This is a genomic window from Paraclostridium tenue, from assembly GCF_039521565.1.
Lineage (GTDB): Bacteria > Bacillota > Clostridia > Peptostreptococcales > Peptostreptococcaceae > Paraclostridium > Paraclostridium tenue.
Window position 1 is genome coordinate 94541 of the sequence record NZ_BAAACP010000002.1, and the last position, 15208, is coordinate 109748.

General features: G+C 26.2%; 21 protein-coding genes. 4 read left to right on the forward strand and 17 right to left on the reverse strand.

From position 1 onward, the window contains the following. Positions 1-15: 15 nt before the first annotated feature. The 8 genes from ABFX13_RS02190 to ABFX13_RS02225 all read right to left on the reverse strand — a co-directional run bounded on the left by ABFX13_RS02190 (position 16) and on the right by ABFX13_RS02225 (position 3872). A complete protein-coding gene (locus tag ABFX13_RS02190; protein WP_346041669.1) occupies positions 16-828 on the reverse strand; it encodes a DnaD domain protein in 813 nt (270 codons plus the stop codon). A gap of 76 nt (positions 829-904) precedes the next feature. Continuing rightward, on the reverse strand, positions 905-1792 hold the full coding sequence (gene bet, locus ABFX13_RS02195) for a phage recombination protein Bet (protein WP_346041671.1): 888 nt from the start codon (positions 1790-1792) through the stop codon (positions 905-907). Further along, positions 1761-2045: a hypothetical protein gene (locus tag ABFX13_RS02200; protein WP_346041675.1), complete on the reverse strand. Its 285-nt coding sequence runs from the start codon at positions 2043-2045 to the stop codon at positions 1761-1763. Before ABFX13_RS02200 ends, bet begins: the two co-directional genes overlap by 32 nt. Positions 2046-2133: 88 nt before the next feature. Then, positions 2134-2436, reverse strand: a complete 303-nt coding sequence (locus ABFX13_RS02205) for a hypothetical protein (protein WP_346041677.1) — start codon at positions 2434-2436, stop codon at positions 2134-2136. A 10-nt stretch (positions 2437-2446) separates the two neighbouring features. Next, the gene (locus ABFX13_RS02210) at positions 2447-2572 is read right to left on the reverse strand and encodes a hypothetical protein (RefSeq protein ID WP_346041679.1); all 126 of its coding nucleotides are present in this window, start codon (positions 2570-2572) and stop codon (positions 2447-2449) included. 39 nt (positions 2573-2611) lie between these two features. Beyond that, positions 2612-2815, reverse strand: a complete 204-nt coding sequence (locus ABFX13_RS02215) for a hypothetical protein (protein ID WP_187526510.1) — start codon at positions 2813-2815, stop codon at positions 2612-2614. 41 nt (positions 2816-2856) lie between these two features. Then, positions 2857-3600: an ORF6C domain-containing protein gene (locus tag ABFX13_RS02220; RefSeq protein ID WP_346041682.1), complete on the reverse strand. Its 744-nt coding sequence runs from the start codon at positions 3598-3600 to the stop codon at positions 2857-2859. Positions 3601-3662: 62 nt separating this feature from the next. Further along, positions 3663-3872 (reverse strand): helix-turn-helix transcriptional regulator, encoded by a 210-nt coding sequence (locus ABFX13_RS02225; RefSeq protein ID WP_346041684.1) that lies wholly within the window; start codon positions 3870-3872, stop codon positions 3663-3665. A gap of 169 nt (positions 3873-4041) precedes the next feature. Between ABFX13_RS02225 and ABFX13_RS02230 the strand changes: the two genes are divergently transcribed. After that, the gene (locus tag ABFX13_RS02230; RefSeq protein WP_346041687.1) at positions 4042-4356 is read left to right on the forward strand and encodes a helix-turn-helix domain-containing protein; all 315 of its coding nucleotides are present in this window, start codon (positions 4042-4044) and stop codon (positions 4354-4356) included. A gap of 13 nt (positions 4357-4369) precedes the next feature. Here ABFX13_RS02230 and ABFX13_RS02235 read toward each other — a convergent pair whose 3' ends face one another. Beyond that, a complete protein-coding gene (locus tag ABFX13_RS02235) occupies positions 4370-4495 on the reverse strand; it encodes a hypothetical protein (RefSeq protein WP_346041689.1) in 126 nt (41 codons plus the stop codon). A 465-nt stretch (positions 4496-4960) separates the two neighbouring features. Between ABFX13_RS02235 and ABFX13_RS02240 the strand changes: the two genes are divergently transcribed. Further along, positions 4961-5155 (forward strand): hypothetical protein, encoded by a 195-nt coding sequence (locus tag ABFX13_RS02240; protein WP_346041691.1) that lies wholly within the window; start codon positions 4961-4963, stop codon positions 5153-5155. 122 nt (positions 5156-5277) lie between these two features. On the opposite strand, the gene ABFX13_RS02245 is transcribed toward ABFX13_RS02240, so the two are convergent. The 4 genes from ABFX13_RS02245 to ABFX13_RS02260 all read right to left on the reverse strand — a co-directional run bounded on the left by ABFX13_RS02245 (position 5278) and on the right by ABFX13_RS02260 (position 7775). Beyond that, the gene (locus ABFX13_RS02245) at positions 5278-6426 is read right to left on the reverse strand and encodes a DUF3800 domain-containing protein (RefSeq protein ID WP_346041693.1); all 1149 of its coding nucleotides are present in this window, start codon (positions 6424-6426) and stop codon (positions 5278-5280) included. 163 nt (positions 6427-6589) lie between these two features. After that, complete coding sequence (locus ABFX13_RS02250; RefSeq protein ID WP_346041701.1) at positions 6590-6712, reverse strand: hypothetical protein; 123 nt, start codon at positions 6710-6712, stop codon at positions 6590-6592. 164 nt (positions 6713-6876) lie between these two features. Continuing rightward, positions 6877-7401, reverse strand: a complete 525-nt coding sequence (locus tag ABFX13_RS02255; protein ID WP_346041716.1) for an ImmA/IrrE family metallo-endopeptidase — start codon at positions 7399-7401, stop codon at positions 6877-6879. A 20-nt stretch (positions 7402-7421) separates the two neighbouring features. Beyond that, complete coding sequence (locus tag ABFX13_RS02260) at positions 7422-7775, reverse strand: transcriptional regulator (protein WP_346041728.1); 354 nt, start codon at positions 7773-7775, stop codon at positions 7422-7424. 335 nt (positions 7776-8110) lie between these two features. Here ABFX13_RS02260 and ABFX13_RS02265 point away from each other — a divergent pair, with 335 nt between their 5' ends. Beyond that, positions 8111-9634, forward strand: a complete 1524-nt coding sequence (locus ABFX13_RS02265) for a recombinase family protein (protein WP_346041734.1) — start codon at positions 8111-8113, stop codon at positions 9632-9634. A 750-nt stretch (positions 9635-10384) separates the two neighbouring features. Continuing rightward, positions 10385-11449, forward strand: a complete 1065-nt coding sequence (locus tag ABFX13_RS02270) for a 4Fe-4S dicluster domain-containing protein (protein ID WP_346041737.1) — start codon at positions 10385-10387, stop codon at positions 11447-11449. A gap of 67 nt (positions 11450-11516) precedes the next feature. Here ABFX13_RS02270 and ABFX13_RS02275 read toward each other — a convergent pair whose 3' ends face one another. The 4 genes from ABFX13_RS02275 to ABFX13_RS02290 form a co-directional block, all read right to left on the reverse strand. Continuing rightward, entirely contained in the window at positions 11517-12491 is a 975-nt protein-coding gene (locus tag ABFX13_RS02275; RefSeq protein ID WP_346041740.1) for a DUF2804 domain-containing protein, read from the reverse strand. Between the two features lie 108 nt (positions 12492-12599). Beyond that, positions 12600-13478: a kinase gene (locus ABFX13_RS02280; protein ID WP_346041743.1), complete on the reverse strand. Its 879-nt coding sequence runs from the start codon at positions 13476-13478 to the stop codon at positions 12600-12602. A 199-nt stretch (positions 13479-13677) separates the two neighbouring features. Next, the gene (gene tpx / locus ABFX13_RS02285; protein ID WP_346041747.1) at positions 13678-14163 is read right to left on the reverse strand and encodes a thiol peroxidase; all 486 of its coding nucleotides are present in this window, start codon (positions 14161-14163) and stop codon (positions 13678-13680) included. Between the two features lie 144 nt (positions 14164-14307). Beyond that, positions 14308-15162: a DUF4438 domain-containing protein gene (locus tag ABFX13_RS02290; protein ID WP_346041750.1), complete on the reverse strand. Its 855-nt coding sequence runs from the start codon at positions 15160-15162 to the stop codon at positions 14308-14310. Between the last annotated feature and the right edge of the window lie 46 nt (positions 15163-15208).

A 15208-nucleotide genomic window follows, 5' to 3' on the forward strand; every position in this document is an offset into this window, starting at 1 on the left:
AGGGATTAACCCTCCTTAATCAAATTTTCCTATCTGACTTTCTTGAAGTATCTTCTCTAATTCATCAGGAGTATACTTACTATAAGTCTGATTTATATTATGAAATCTAGTTTTATTAACCTTTTGTATAGTTTCTCTAGTTTTGGAAATACTTTTATTAGATTTATTTTTAATTTCATATTGAAGTCTATGAGCTTCTAATTCTTCTAAAGTGGTTATGTTCGACTCTAGCCACTTTTTTATTATGCCTTTTAAATATCCTAAGCTTAGGTTTCCTCTGTCAGTACATATCTCTATAGATCTTTTAAATAATCCAATATCTATAAGTCGTGACCATTCTATAAGTTGTTCCTCTACTAAGCCATTAATCTTTCCTATATTAGATTGATATAGTTTTGAAAATTCTTTTAGTGATTTTTCTTTATCTAAATACATATAATTATTAATTGTATTATTAATATATGTATTATTATCTTCACAGTTTTCCGAATACCCTCTGTCGATATTTCGAGTACCCTCTTCGAAATTTCGAATACCTATATTCGATTTTCCGAATACCTTTATAACTCTCTTCTCTATCAACTTAGTATCTTTCTTATAGATGTATGAAATTTTTACAAGCCCTTTTTTCTCCAGAGATTTTATAACCTCTGAACATCTATTCTTTGATAGTTTAAAAAACTTTGAAAAATAATCGTTACTAGCAAAACATCCATCTTCATTATCTAAACTATCTATTTCTACTAAAAACACTTTTTCTAATAAGGTAAGTTCTTCATTTAACCATATTTCAGCAGGTATCCAAATACCTTTAAATGCTCTTTCCACTTTTCTCACCTTCTTCTTATGTTAATCAGTAGAAGTAAGAGTAGCTAATAAACTCCTACTTCTTTTGTAAATTTACTTACATATCTAATTTAGTTTGAACTACTTCATCTTTTGGATCTGTCTCTACTTCTTTAAAATCTGCATCTATTATCTTTTCTTTTGATTCGTAGTTAGTTAATAAATCTAAAACCTCATTAACTTCATCATATTTAAGCTCCTTTAAAGAATATCCATTACTTTCACAGAAACTTTCCATCTTTGATATATCTTTAGGGTTGTTGTAATCGTATAACCCTTTCATAGATGCTAATTTCATTATCCCTTGCTTTTGTCCTGGTGTAGCATACCCTACCTTAACTTCTTTTTCAGGTAATTTATCTGGAACACTTGATATCTCTGCACTATCATACATTCCTTGTAAATCTTCTGGAAAAGCTTCTCTTAAAGCAGTTACTATTGCACATTTTCTAATCATTACACAAGGCATCTGCTTCCATGTAGCTTGCGATTTACTATATTCCTCTAAACTTACCTCTGACCTAATAGGAAACTCTTTATCATTTAGATATACTTCACACCATCCTCCAATTAGAGTTTCTCCTGGTGCTTTTAAACTACCTTCTCTATAATTCATAGATCCATCTTTATTTAGGATTGCTATGCCCGCCTTAAATCCTTTAAAACTAGGATTTCTATATGCCCTTTTTACGAATACATCTTTACCAACTACTATATTTGCAGGACTTGTACCAAATTTTATTAAATAAGCTTCTCTTATAAATGGATTTAACTTTTGAGCTTTACATAATTCTATAAACATCAATACTTCTTGATCTGTTACTGATCCATTTCCACTAACCAAGTAATTTTTTACTGTTTCAGCACTCAGTACTTGTCCTGTATCTGTACTAAACTCTGCTAATGCTAATGCACTAGTTTGTGCTTGTGCTAGTTTGTTTGCCATGTTCTTGTTCCTCCATTATTTTTATATTAAATTTCAATGCACTTAAAATGCCCTCTTTATATTCACCTTCAAATTTTTCTAAGTTTTTTTCTGCATCTTTTAAATCAACTTCAAAGTCTTTTATACTCCAGTTCTCTTTATGCTTTCTCAAAGTAAACTTTAAAGCTTCTATATATCCTCTTTTATAATCTGCATCTGGTCCATAACATCTAGTTACCATAGCTTCATTTAATCTATCTTCTAAATTTTTCATTGCATACTCCTTTGGTTTTGGAATATAATTTAATTATCGAAATTTTTTATTTGTTTTTTGTTTGAGCCTCTGCAAAGGCTCTTTTCTTTTATCCAAAATAAGTTTCATAATTATTAGGTTTAAATACCTCTAACTCCTCAAGTTCTCTTTCTTCTTTTTCTATATACTTGTTAGCATAATCTAGCACTATACTAGCCATTGTTTTTATACCAACCCAGTAATTTCTTTCTTCACTTTCAACACTAACTATTGCTTTATTCTCGAAATATTCATCATTTATGTTGTTAACATCCATCTTATTTCTTGCTATTTCTATTTTTATATCTTTTTTAGAAATCATTTCTTCTGCTAACTCTTTATTAGACTCTGCAATATTTTTTAAAGTTCTCATTATCTTTCACCTACTTTCTTTCTAATCTCATTCCTGCAAACTTGCCATCTGCATAAATTAAAACCCAATTTTTCTTTGTGTAAAGCTCTACACAATCTGCTAAAGTTAGTTCATAAAAAGTTTTATTCATATTCAAATTAATCACCTCCTTGTCCAAAATTTCTATATATAGCTACTATTTTTTAGTAGCTAATTTGCCTTCTTTATATAGTCTTGATGCAATTTTATAATTAACTTTAGCTATTCTATCTAGTATTTCTTGAACTTCCTCATCTGTTTGTCTTCTCCCAAGCACAATTTCTGGAGAGATGATTTCAATGATTGCATGTTCTGTTTCAGTTCTATAGATTTCTTTGTTATAATCTATTTTTGAATCCATAAAGCTCACCTCTTTGTAATATATGAATATATAAAATTGTCCTATGCAAACACCGCTTGATTATTTAACATGCTTATTTGTTCGTTTAATGCTATCGTTAAACTATAATTCTCTACTATATCAATAGCTTCACTTAAGTATCTTCTCTTTATAGCTTTATAACTGTTAACATCAAACTCTCTTTTTAATTGTCTATGTATATCACTATATACTTTCGCTCTTACTGACTTATTGTTATATGCTTTACTTCCATGACCGCCAAGCACCCTAGTCCCTACTCTCTTAACTGCTTTTGATATTTCCTCACACTCAACTGTAAAAAGTGGTATATCCTCTTTAAATTCTTTTAAATCTTCTTTTACTTCCTCTATCTTTTGGTCTTGTTCTTCAAGTGCCTTATATTGAAGTTTTAATAATTCCATAGCGCTTAATTTTTTAGATGGCTGTTTTAATTTATTTTCTAAGGATTCTATATACTGTTGGGTTTTATATCTAACTAATGTACTTTCCTTATTTAACATCTGCATTATTCCTGCCTTGTTTATTTTGTAACATGGTCTTTCTTGATTTTGTTTATCTGTATAAGACCCCGACGAAAAATTTCGCTCGGCTTCTATTCCTCGAGTTTTCAATGTTTCCACTTCTTTTTCTATACTTGCTAAAAAATCGCTATGTCTTTTTTTAACCTCATTACCTTCTTCTTTTCTAAAGTTATTTATTAATTCAACAACTTCTAAGCTTGTCATTGTTACTGTTTCAGTTTGAGCTATTGCTAAACTTGTCATTTATTTCATCCCCTTATTTTGAATTTTTGTTTTTACTTTTGGGTAAACTATCCCTAAACCCTTTAACACGTTTCGTGTGATTGGTAATTAAAAAAAATTGAGTCAATATTAACTTCTTTAAAAGTTTGTTTAAATTTTACTAAAAAATTATAACTTGGATTCCTTAAACCTAACTCTATTTTGGAATACATACTAGGTGTAATACCTAGCTTATTTGCCATTTCTTTTTGAGTTAAGTTATTTATATTTCTAAAATCTACTAAGGTATTCATTTTATCGACCTCCATCGCTTTCATAACACATTTCGTGTGTTTATATTTATATAATAAATCACACGAAATGTGTTGTCAATAGTATTTTTACACATTTTGTGTTTTTTTATTCATAATAACACTTTTTGTGTTAAAATTTACATCATAGGATAGAAAAGGAGAGTTGTTTATGTTCGCTGAAAGATTGAAAGAGCTAAGATGTGAGAATGATATGAAACAATCTGATTTAGCTAAAGTTCTAGGTGTCTCAGCTAGTACTATTGGGATGTATGAGCAAGGTAGAAGAACTCCTGATTTAGAAGTTTTGAATAAAATAGCTACACATTTTCAAGTTAGTGTAGATTATTTGTTAGGTAGAACTAATATGAAAAAGTTTGAGGATTATCCTCCAGAAGTTCAAAATTTAACAGAAATGCTTTTAAATGCAGATGAATCTAAAGTTAAAATATTAGAAAAATTATTGAAAGAATTATTAGAGAAGTAAAAAAAGAACCGCGTTATTTTGGTTCTTGGATTACTTCTTTTACTTTTTTATTTAATTTTTCAAAATCTGTAGATGATTTTAGTAATAATTGGTTTAACAAATTAGCTAACTCAACTTTATTTTTTTTATACTTCTCCATAATAAACCCTCTTTTCAATGTTGATATATACTAAAAATAGAAATTCTATGTACTATTTGTAATAATTACAAGTTATAATTATATATTATCAAACATACGTTCTGTTTTCAATAGAACCGTTTTATTTTATTTTTAACTGTGAATTTCTATAATTCTATTTTACCATATATAATATTCATACTATGAATATTACTCGGCTTATATCGATAATAAAATGCATTGTGCAACTGTGTATTAATCAAATATAAGTTCAAGATGTGTTGCTCTTAAATCTAATTCTGATGGTTTATATTATAATTGTAAAATTGATATCAATAAAAATAGAATAAAGAAAAAGCTTGTATATTAATTGAAAGCTCAGCTCATAATTATACAATCTATGGAAATATATTAGATTTATATGATATATCAAATTGTAAATAGAAATATAAAGCGAGATTGGTTTGTTATGACAAATTAATTGGATTGAATAGGCTTATTGATGCATGGAAAAACCGTTGTAGATCTAAAGAAGAAATAACTGAGTTTTTAGATATTACTATTTCTTTTTTAGATGAAGCTCTTGAATGTTATAAGAATAAATATGGTGTATCAGTTAAAATTGATAATTATACTATTTATTTTATTCCTAGCTTTATTATAAGTGAATTTATAGAATAAATAAAAGCTAAAATATATATTATCCATCATAAATATAATTATAAAAAATATCTTTAATTTGATAAATTTAATTTATGTAAAGAGCTATTAAGATTTCTTAATAGCTCTTTTTTATAAATATATTATTTTTTTAGTAATTTAAGATGTTCGTACACATTAAAATTTTGATTATATATATTTTCGTATATTGCATAAATATAATTAGTATAATAATTATTAAAATATGTTTTTTTACGTTGACTTCTAGGATATCCAACTCTAAACATCTGTCCAATACATAATGAAACAGCCCAATTTCGAACTGGCAAAGTAAACTTAATATTTTGAATAGTAAGTTTATCTATAACTTTAGCATATTGTTCCATTGTCCATTCACTATCTTTTTCCCATTCTTTTTTATTATCAAATATTTTTATACACTCATTTATACATTTAGCTACAATACTAACTACATTATCAGCCATTTGAATTAATTCTTCTTCTTTACTATCTGTAAAATTCATTTTAATATTGAAAGGTTTAAGTTCTGAAATAAAAGTTTGATCATATCCATCAATTTTATCGTGGAATATATTTAATTTTTCATTAATCACCCCATAACTTTTTTTCACTTGTAAAATTAATTCTGCTAAACAATTTAGGTTAATAACATTTATATATTTATTATTTTCATAACTTCCATGTTGTAAAATATTCCTTAGATATAATTCATAATCCCCTTCATCTAAAATATATTTTGCACATATAATCAATAAGTTTTCTTCATCTGGAATTCCAGAATACCTATGATTAATAATACTTTTTAAGAATCGTTCAAATGATTCACTGTTAGGTTTTTCTGCTAATTTGCAGTATTCTACTAATAAGTCTTCAGCTTGAAATACTAAAATATCCGCTAATTGATAATATCTAACTGGAAATTCACATTTAATACTATTATCAATAATAGTTAACATCAACAGTGTTGCTATATAAAATTTTTTATCATAAATACAAACTTCAAAATGGATATTATCTAGTATATTATCTAAAAAATACTCCAACTCCTTATTATAGTCTCGTGTCATTAAAACACTTCCTTTAATTTCATCTTCTATACCGAAAACTTCCTTAAAGTTTTTATATTTTTCTTTTAATTCTTTTTTATCTTTTTCATCTTGGATTTTAATTCCACACAATACAAAGTGACGCTGTTCCTTAAAATTAAAGTAATCATTTTTTTTAGTAGTTACACATCCAGTATTTCCAGACTCATCTAAATATAATTCCATATTTTCACCCCTTAATATAATTATTTGATTTGGTTTTAAACATATATCAAAAAATAAATTTTAATATTTCTGTATAATTAAAAAGCCATCTTTTATCATAGACAAAGATAGCTTTTAATTGAAATAAAATTAATTTGGCTTTAATTTTATTTTTTATTTTACATTAGTTAATTTTGTTTTTTTCTTTACCTGGTCCTATCCATATTCTAAATGCTCTTTTCCCATAATCTTTAGCATATAAAACAGTACCATCTTTTTTAGTTATTTTACTTCTAAAAATATACATATTTGCTCCTTTCTGAATAAAAAGTTTGCAAAATGTCCAATATACATATATAATTATTGTTAGTTAGTTAAATATTATATGGCCAAATTTATATTGGTTATGCAAAGCCTATCGCCAAATAGGCTTTTTTTATTCTAATTTATTTATATTAACAATATTTATTGCTAATTCCTAATTTTATTAAGCCTGACATTTGCAGCTGAGCTACTAACTCCAAATCTACTCATTAATGTGAATACATTATCTTTATCACTTATTAAATATTCCGGCATTAGTAACTCTGAAGCAAATACATTAGCTTGCCATTCTGAATCTTCATAAGGTTTTAACTTAACAGAACTTCTTGTAAAAACTATATCTTCTGATGTATGCATCAAATAATGGCCTAGTTCATGAGCAATTGTAAATCTATCCCTTCCATTACCTTTTAATGCATTTTCATATACATCTTCTCTTATAAAAATAGTTTTATTTACAGGATCTGTAAGTCCATGATTTTCTCCCATTTCAGCTTTAGACAATACTCCAAAATATAAATCTTTATCTATACTTTGTACTATCGTTTCTATAAACTCAGCTATTGGAAATTTTTCATTATCTCTATACAACTTATCACACACTCTTCTTACTAAATGTGCAATTTCACATATTTCTTTTGTCGATTTTGATTTAACCTTTATGTAATTCAAACAAAATCAGCCTCCATTAATTATAAACAAAGAATATTTTTTATATTACTAACATCTTCTTCGTCTAAATCTTTTAATTTTCTTGCTAATGCATAAACTAAATCTTTTTTGTTTTCTTCAAGATCTGATGTATCTAATTTTATTATTTTAGAAGAACTAAATATTGAATCTTCTAATTCTTGTTTTTGAGCCAGGTTTAAATTATATTTATCTGCTAAAATACTTTCCCATTTTTTAGGAATGTTTCTTTTTCCTATCTCTACTGCAGATAAATATGATACTGTAACATTTAGATTATTAGCCATATCCTTTAATAGTTCCTCATTATCAACTCTTAATTTTCTTGTGAACTTTCCAAAAGGTGTTAGCTTCATCGTCTTCACCCTTCCCATTTTTCGTATAGTTTATTAAGTATCTATTTTTCTTTTTTATTTACTATATTTGTATAATAACCTAAAATATGGTATTTGTAAATATATTTCTGTGTTTTTATTCAACTTTTTTTGTTGAATAAAAACACAGAAATATTAATTTATTATATATAAACCACTCTAACAAAACTAAATTCACCTTTGTAAAAACATAATAAAATATAAATTATTTAGATTTTACTTATAAGTACTCAATTTTTTTTATAAGTAATAAATAAATTTATATATATATCTGATAATATATAACTTAAGTATTAATATATAAGGAGAGAATAAAAATGAAAACTTGTATTTACTTAAGAAAATCTCGCTCAGATGAAGAAGCTGAAAAACAAGGTGAGTTTGAAACTTTAAGTAGACATAGATCTACTCTATTAAAAGTAGCAAAAGAACAAAATTTAAATATAGTTGAAATAAAAGAAGAGTTGGTAAGTGGTGAAAGTATCGCTTATAGACCTAAGATGTTAGAACTTTTAGAAGAAGTAAAAAATGGATTATATGATGCAGTCTTAGTTATGGATATAGATAGACTTGGTAGAGGTAATATGCAAGATCAAGGACTTATATTAGAAACTTTTAAAAAGTCTAGGACTAAGATAATAACTCCTAGAAAAACATATGATTTAACTAATGAGTTTGATGAAGAGTATTCAGAGTTTGAAGCGTTTATGGCTCGTAAAGAATTAAAACTTATAACCAGACGTATGCAAAGAGGTAGAATAAAATCCGTTGAAGAAGGTAAATTTATAGCTAGTAAAGCACCGTATGGATATAAATTTGCATTTGATGAAAACGGAAAAAAATCAATGGTTATAGATGAAGAGAAATCAAATATAGTTAAAATGATATTTGATTTGTATGTTAATAAGCGATATGGTGGTTTAAGAATAGCTAGCCATTTAAATTCTCTAGGATTAAAAACAGCTACAGGCAGAACTTGGTATGATAAAGGTGTAAGAGATATTCTTAAAAATAAAACTTATGCAGGTTATGTTGTATGGAACAAGGTGGAAAGAGGTAAGTTTACATCTAGAACTAGAGCTGTAGAGGAGCGTATAGAATCAAAAGGTATTCATGAACCTATAATAGATGAATCAATCTTCTTAGAAGCGCAGAGATTACTTAAAACAAATGCAATACCAAGTGCAAAACGTGGTTTATATGTAACTAATCCACTTGCAGGTTTGATGGTATGTTCTAAATGTGGCCATAGAATGGTTGCACAGCAATCAACTTATAAAAATAAAGAAATAGTTAAATTTATAAAATGCTTAAATTGTGGTCAAAACAGAGGTATAAGACTAGATATCTTAGAAAGTGAAATCATAAATCAGCTTAGTAATTGGGTTGCTTCGTATAAATTTTCTATACAGTCTAACAAAGATGAGAATGAAAATTCATCTTTAAAAACATATATTACTCTTTTAAAGAAACTAGAAGATGAACACAAAACCCTATTAAAGCAAAAAGAAAACCTACACAACTTATTAGAGCAAGGTATTTATGACATTGATACTTACTTAGATAGATCTAAAATTCTAACTGAAAAAATAGAAGTAAATAAAGTTAACAGAGAAAATGCAGAAAATGATTTAATTAAAGAAAAAGAGTCTAAAGTTACACTTGTAGATATAATACCTCAAGTTGAAAAAGTTTTAGATTTATACTACTCTAGCGATAATATGCAAGAAAGAAATGATTTATTAAAAGAAGTTATAAACTATATAGAATATAGTAGAGAACCTGGGAAACGACTTTCTAAATTTAATATAAAAATTTACCCATATTTAAGACAAGATTAATGTAAAAAATAACTGTTATCATGAAACTGATAACCAATTTAATGTTTTAAGTGGTGCTTTTGCTGGGGGTGAAGGAGATTATGTTGCATTATTTGAACCTACAGCATTAGAACTTGAAAAACAAGGTAAGGGAAGTGTTGTAGCTTCTATAGGTGAAGAGTCTGGTATTATACCTTATACTGCTTATTCTGCTCCAGTAGATTATATAAAAGACAATAAAGATTTAATACAAAGATTTACAAATGCAGTATATAAAGGTCAACTTTGGATTCAAAATAATTCTTCTAAAGATATAGCTAATGCTATAAAACCATTTTTTACAGACTTTAATGAAGATGATTTAGTAGCAGTAATTGAAAGATATAAATCTATAGATGCTTGGTCTCATACTCCATTACTTGAAGAAAGTAGTTTAAATCTTTTAATGGATGTTATGGAAGAAGCTAAGGAACTTGATAAAAGAGCTCCTTATACTAAGATAGTAAATACTGATTTTGCTAATGAAAGTATCAAATCTTTAAAATAAATTATTTTTTAGTAACATATTTAGGATTTAATTAATATAATTTAGTATATACTAATAATATAGTATATATTGGATTCGACCTTACTATAATAATTACTACTCCGATTTATTATATGGCGGATACCTTTAAAGGAAAAAGATTATCTATTTTAGATAAACTTTTTCCTTTTTTAATTTATTTTAAGTATAAATTTATTATAATATTAAAAAGGGGGGAAATCATTATGAAAAGGATAGATGAAAGAGATATTATATTTTCAAGAGCTAATTATAAAAAAGGCACATCATCATATGAAGATTACTATAATAAAAATCCAGATAAAAAACTAATCGATGATAGTATAAGATCTAGACCAAACCTTTGTAGTGAAGGATCTATGACATATAATGAAATTAATTCACCCATGGCATCTTCGGCATTTGAATTTTTGTCTGATATTAAACACCTTTGTGAAGGAGAAATTAATAAAATTAAAGTAAGTGTTGATAAAAATATAATAACTAAACGTATAAAAGGCTTTGCTCATCATTATGGTGCTAATTTAGTAGGTATTACAAGACTTAAGGATTATCATTTTTATACTAATAGAGGTAGGCATGAGGAAAATTATGGAGAAGAAATCAATCTAAATCATAAATATGCTATAGTATTTGCAGTTCCTATGAATAAAGACATGATCAATAGGGGACCTATGCTTTCTGAAGTTATTGAAACTAGTAAAGCTTATGTAGATGCCTCTATTATAGGTATGATACTTAGCTACTACATAAGAAGTTTAGGCTATGATGCTAGAAACCATATGGATTCTAATTATCTTTTAATGCCTGTTTTAATTGCTAAAGATGCAGGCCTTGGTAGTATTGGAAGAAATACAATACTTACTACTAAAGATTATGGCTCATGTATTAGATTAGGAGTTGTAACTACTACTTTAGATCTTAAAGAGGACAATCCTATAGACTTTGGTTTAGATGATTTTTGTAGTGTATGTAAAAAATGTGCTTATAATTGTCCTTCTATGTCTTTATCAAAAGATATAGAAAAAAAGTCTAATGGAAACTATAACTGGACTATAGATTCAGAATCCTGTTATATAAAATGGAGATATTTAGGTACAGATTGTGGAATATGTATAGCAGTTTGTCCATTTTCTCAGCAGTTGGATTCTATAAAGAATGTAGATACTTTTAAAAATAATCTACCTTTAATAACTGAAGTTCTTAAAGAATATAATAAAAAATTTGGAAAACGACCATTTATACCAGGTAATCCTTCTTGGATGAGATAATCTTAGCCGTCTAAATAATATGTTTAAATATTATTTGACGGCTATATAAATTAATTCTTTAATATCTTCACCACTTTGCAAAATGATTTTCACACCACCCTATTACATTATTAAAATCTACTTTTTTATTTTTATACTTTATATATCCATTAACATATCCTATAATTTGTTTTAATTTAGATTTAAAAATTATAACATTATTAATTTTTGTATTATTTAGTGTAGATTTAAATTCTAAATCAACTTCATCACTTTTTAAAGATTTTATGTTTATAACTTGATTTTCTTTATTATAATAAAATTTAACATCACTCTTTAATTTGTAAATTTTGTCATTTACTTTTATACAGTTTTCATTTAATCCTGTTCCATCTGTATACTTAGCTCCTAAATTTACAGATATATAATCATTATTGTCATCTATAAATCCACTAGTTAGCCAGTCCCATTCACACGTTCGCTTCCAAATTCCTCTTCCATAATCTATAAAGCACGTAGATTTATTTAAATCATATACATCGCTACCTACTTTTAATATTCCATTAGTCTTTAAATTCATATGTTTTGATGTATAATGAAAATGATTATAATCCCATGGAATAAGTACATTTAGTGATTCATAATCTAAATATATACTAGAAGTAACATCTATATTATCCCATTTAAAATCTATATTTAAATTATTAGAGCTTCTTAAAACATTTATAAATTTATGTTTACCTTTATAATGTGCATATGAATTAATTCTATCATCTATCATAATAGACTTGCTAAATAAATATCTACAAATTTTATTTACTCTTTTTTTACTATTTATTTCATAAAAATCTAAATATATTATTGCTGCATAACCTAAATCAACTATAGCAATATTAAATATAAATTCATTGCTCATCCACATATAATGATTCCAAGATTTCTTTTTTAAAAAACTTCTATTTATTGTACAATCTTTAAATGGTATGTTGTTCCATCCTACAGCATACCAATTTACAAATCCTTTTTTATTACATATAGCCCTGCTATCTTTTACTTGATCCACAAAATTCCTCCCTTATATAAATATAGTTATTAAATTAATATATTATTAATTTATATAATTTGTTACAATTTTTTTAATAAAAAAAGACCTATTATAGGTCTTAAAAAACTATGCATCTTTATACATATATAAAGCTTCAATTCTAGTTGCATATACATCTTTTTTATCACAGCCAATATATTTTGCATACTTTTCTACTTTTTCTTTTTCTAAATCTACTTCATAAGTTAAATTTTGTTCTATACCATTTACATACTCATCCATTAAAGATTCTTTATATTCTTTTAGATTATATCCTAAAAAGTTTGCCAATCTATCTATTTCTTTATTAAAATCTCCATCTTCTTTTATAAAAAACTCATATATATCCTGTCTATATGGATTTAAAGTTATTATTTGATTTATAACATAGCACTCATTAGTTTTATCTATAAATCCATCTTTATAATTATTGAAAAGTGCATTTGCTTTAACTACATTTTCTTCTTTTATATAACTTGAAACTATATCTACTCCATTATTTAAAAGGGCATCTACTACTGCATAGTGAATATTAAAACAGTTTTTATAGATACAATCTGCTAATTGTATAATTCTCTTTTTGTCTTCGATAGATTTTTGCGCTAAACTAATTTTTTTATTTTTATTTTGATATGAATAATCTTTTGACAGATTTTTAAATACTTCAGAGTAATTTAAATATTTTTTACAATAATTTTGTGTAAAAAGATGAATGTCAATTGTTATAATTCCGTAATTTACTACTATTTCAACACCTTTTTTTATACAGTTTCTTATATATTCATTCCCTAAATTAAGCGCTATTTCATTTATGTCTTTTGATGTGTAGTTTTTTGAAAACTCTTGTTTAAATTGATTTTTATATATGTTTGCTTGATTTAAAAATTCCTTTCTAATATTATTATATCTTACATTTTCCTCAGGAAATCTTATTATAGCCCCATTTATATCAAATTCTTCAACCAAAGATACCCCTCCTATTTTATATCATTAAAACTAAGATTATATATACTTTGATAAACTATACTATTTTTCCTTCTTAATATTTAAACTTATGCTATATTTTTATAAAATTTAAGTATTTTTTATTTTATCTATATATTATAAATAAAAAATAGGATGTACTTAGTTTATATATATTAGTACATCCTATCTTTTTATTTAATTATTTTACAGCTTCTAATGCTTTTTCATAATTAGGCTCATTAGTTATTTCCTCTAGGTATTCTACATATGTAACCTTATTATTTTCATCTACAACTATAACAGCTCTTGAAACAAGACCTAATTCTTTTATATATAATCCATAAGCTTTAGAAAATTCTCTATCTTTATAATCAGATGCAGTTACTACATTTTCTATACCTGAATTTCCACACCATCTAGCTTGTGCAAATGGTAAATCCATTGATATAGTATAAACTTTAACATCATTTAATTTAGATGCTTCTTGATTAAATCTTCTAACTTCCATATCACATACTGGTGTATCTATTGATGGAACTGCAACTAATATTTTCTTCCCTTTTATATCACTAAATTTTATAGGATTTAAATCATTTCCTACCACAGTAAAATCTGGCGCTATATCTCCTACTTTAACTTGTGTTCCTTCTAATGTTAATGGTGCTCCTTGAAATGTAACTTTCATATTTATATCCTCCTAAGTATTTTTTCAACTTTATTTTTTATCTTTATTTAATATTTTATGCAAAATAAAAAGAGCATAAAATATTATACTCTTTTTATACCCATACATAATTTCACTAAACTTAAATAATTATTTATCAATAACTTATTTTTCAATATAATTAACTATATTCGCATTTTCATCTATAATTCCTTCGATTAAAGAATTTTTACTAACCATAATAGTAGTAACTCCAGGTCCATGACCTAATGTTACACAATCACTGTGAACTATAACGCCTATACTAACAGCACCTTTTAAATATCCTCTTCCATATGTATTGTCACAATCTTCAAGTAATACTATATCTCCAAATCTTAACTTATCAAGACCAAGCCTTTTAATTTCCTCAAAATCAGCTGTCATTATATCATAATCTCCAGTATATGAATTACTTGATCCTATACCTGAACCCATTAAATATGGTGGTATCTTAGCAACAACTGGAACTTGTATTTTACCATCTTTCTCATATATGCCTATTTTCTCAAATAAATTAGGGTCTATACTCATTACATGTATATCATCATATCCTTCTAATTTCAATCCTTGTCCATATGCCTTTATCATTATCTTATCATCTATAGCTAGATTTTCTATTGTTTCATCATCAAAATGAACAAGTACATGTTCTATTCCCCCGTGCATTCCTGTAACATATCCTTTAGCACCTTTAGCATCTCCACTAACGACCTTTGCTTCATTTCCTATGCATGAAAAAGTCATTAAAGCATTACTCTCTCTAATTTCTTCATTTCTTATAGATACTCCTGGTTCTATATGATCTCCAGCTAATCCATATACGCAATCTCCTACTTTAACATTATATGATATCCCACCTGTTGATGGAAGTATGACTGGCTTTCCCTCATGAGTTACTTTATAACTTGATGCTAATGGATGATGTATCTTACCTTGTACTGACCATTTAACAACCTTATCTTTATTAGTTTTTACCATGTAAAATCCCCCTTATTTATCTTAATCAACATTTATATTATTAAAT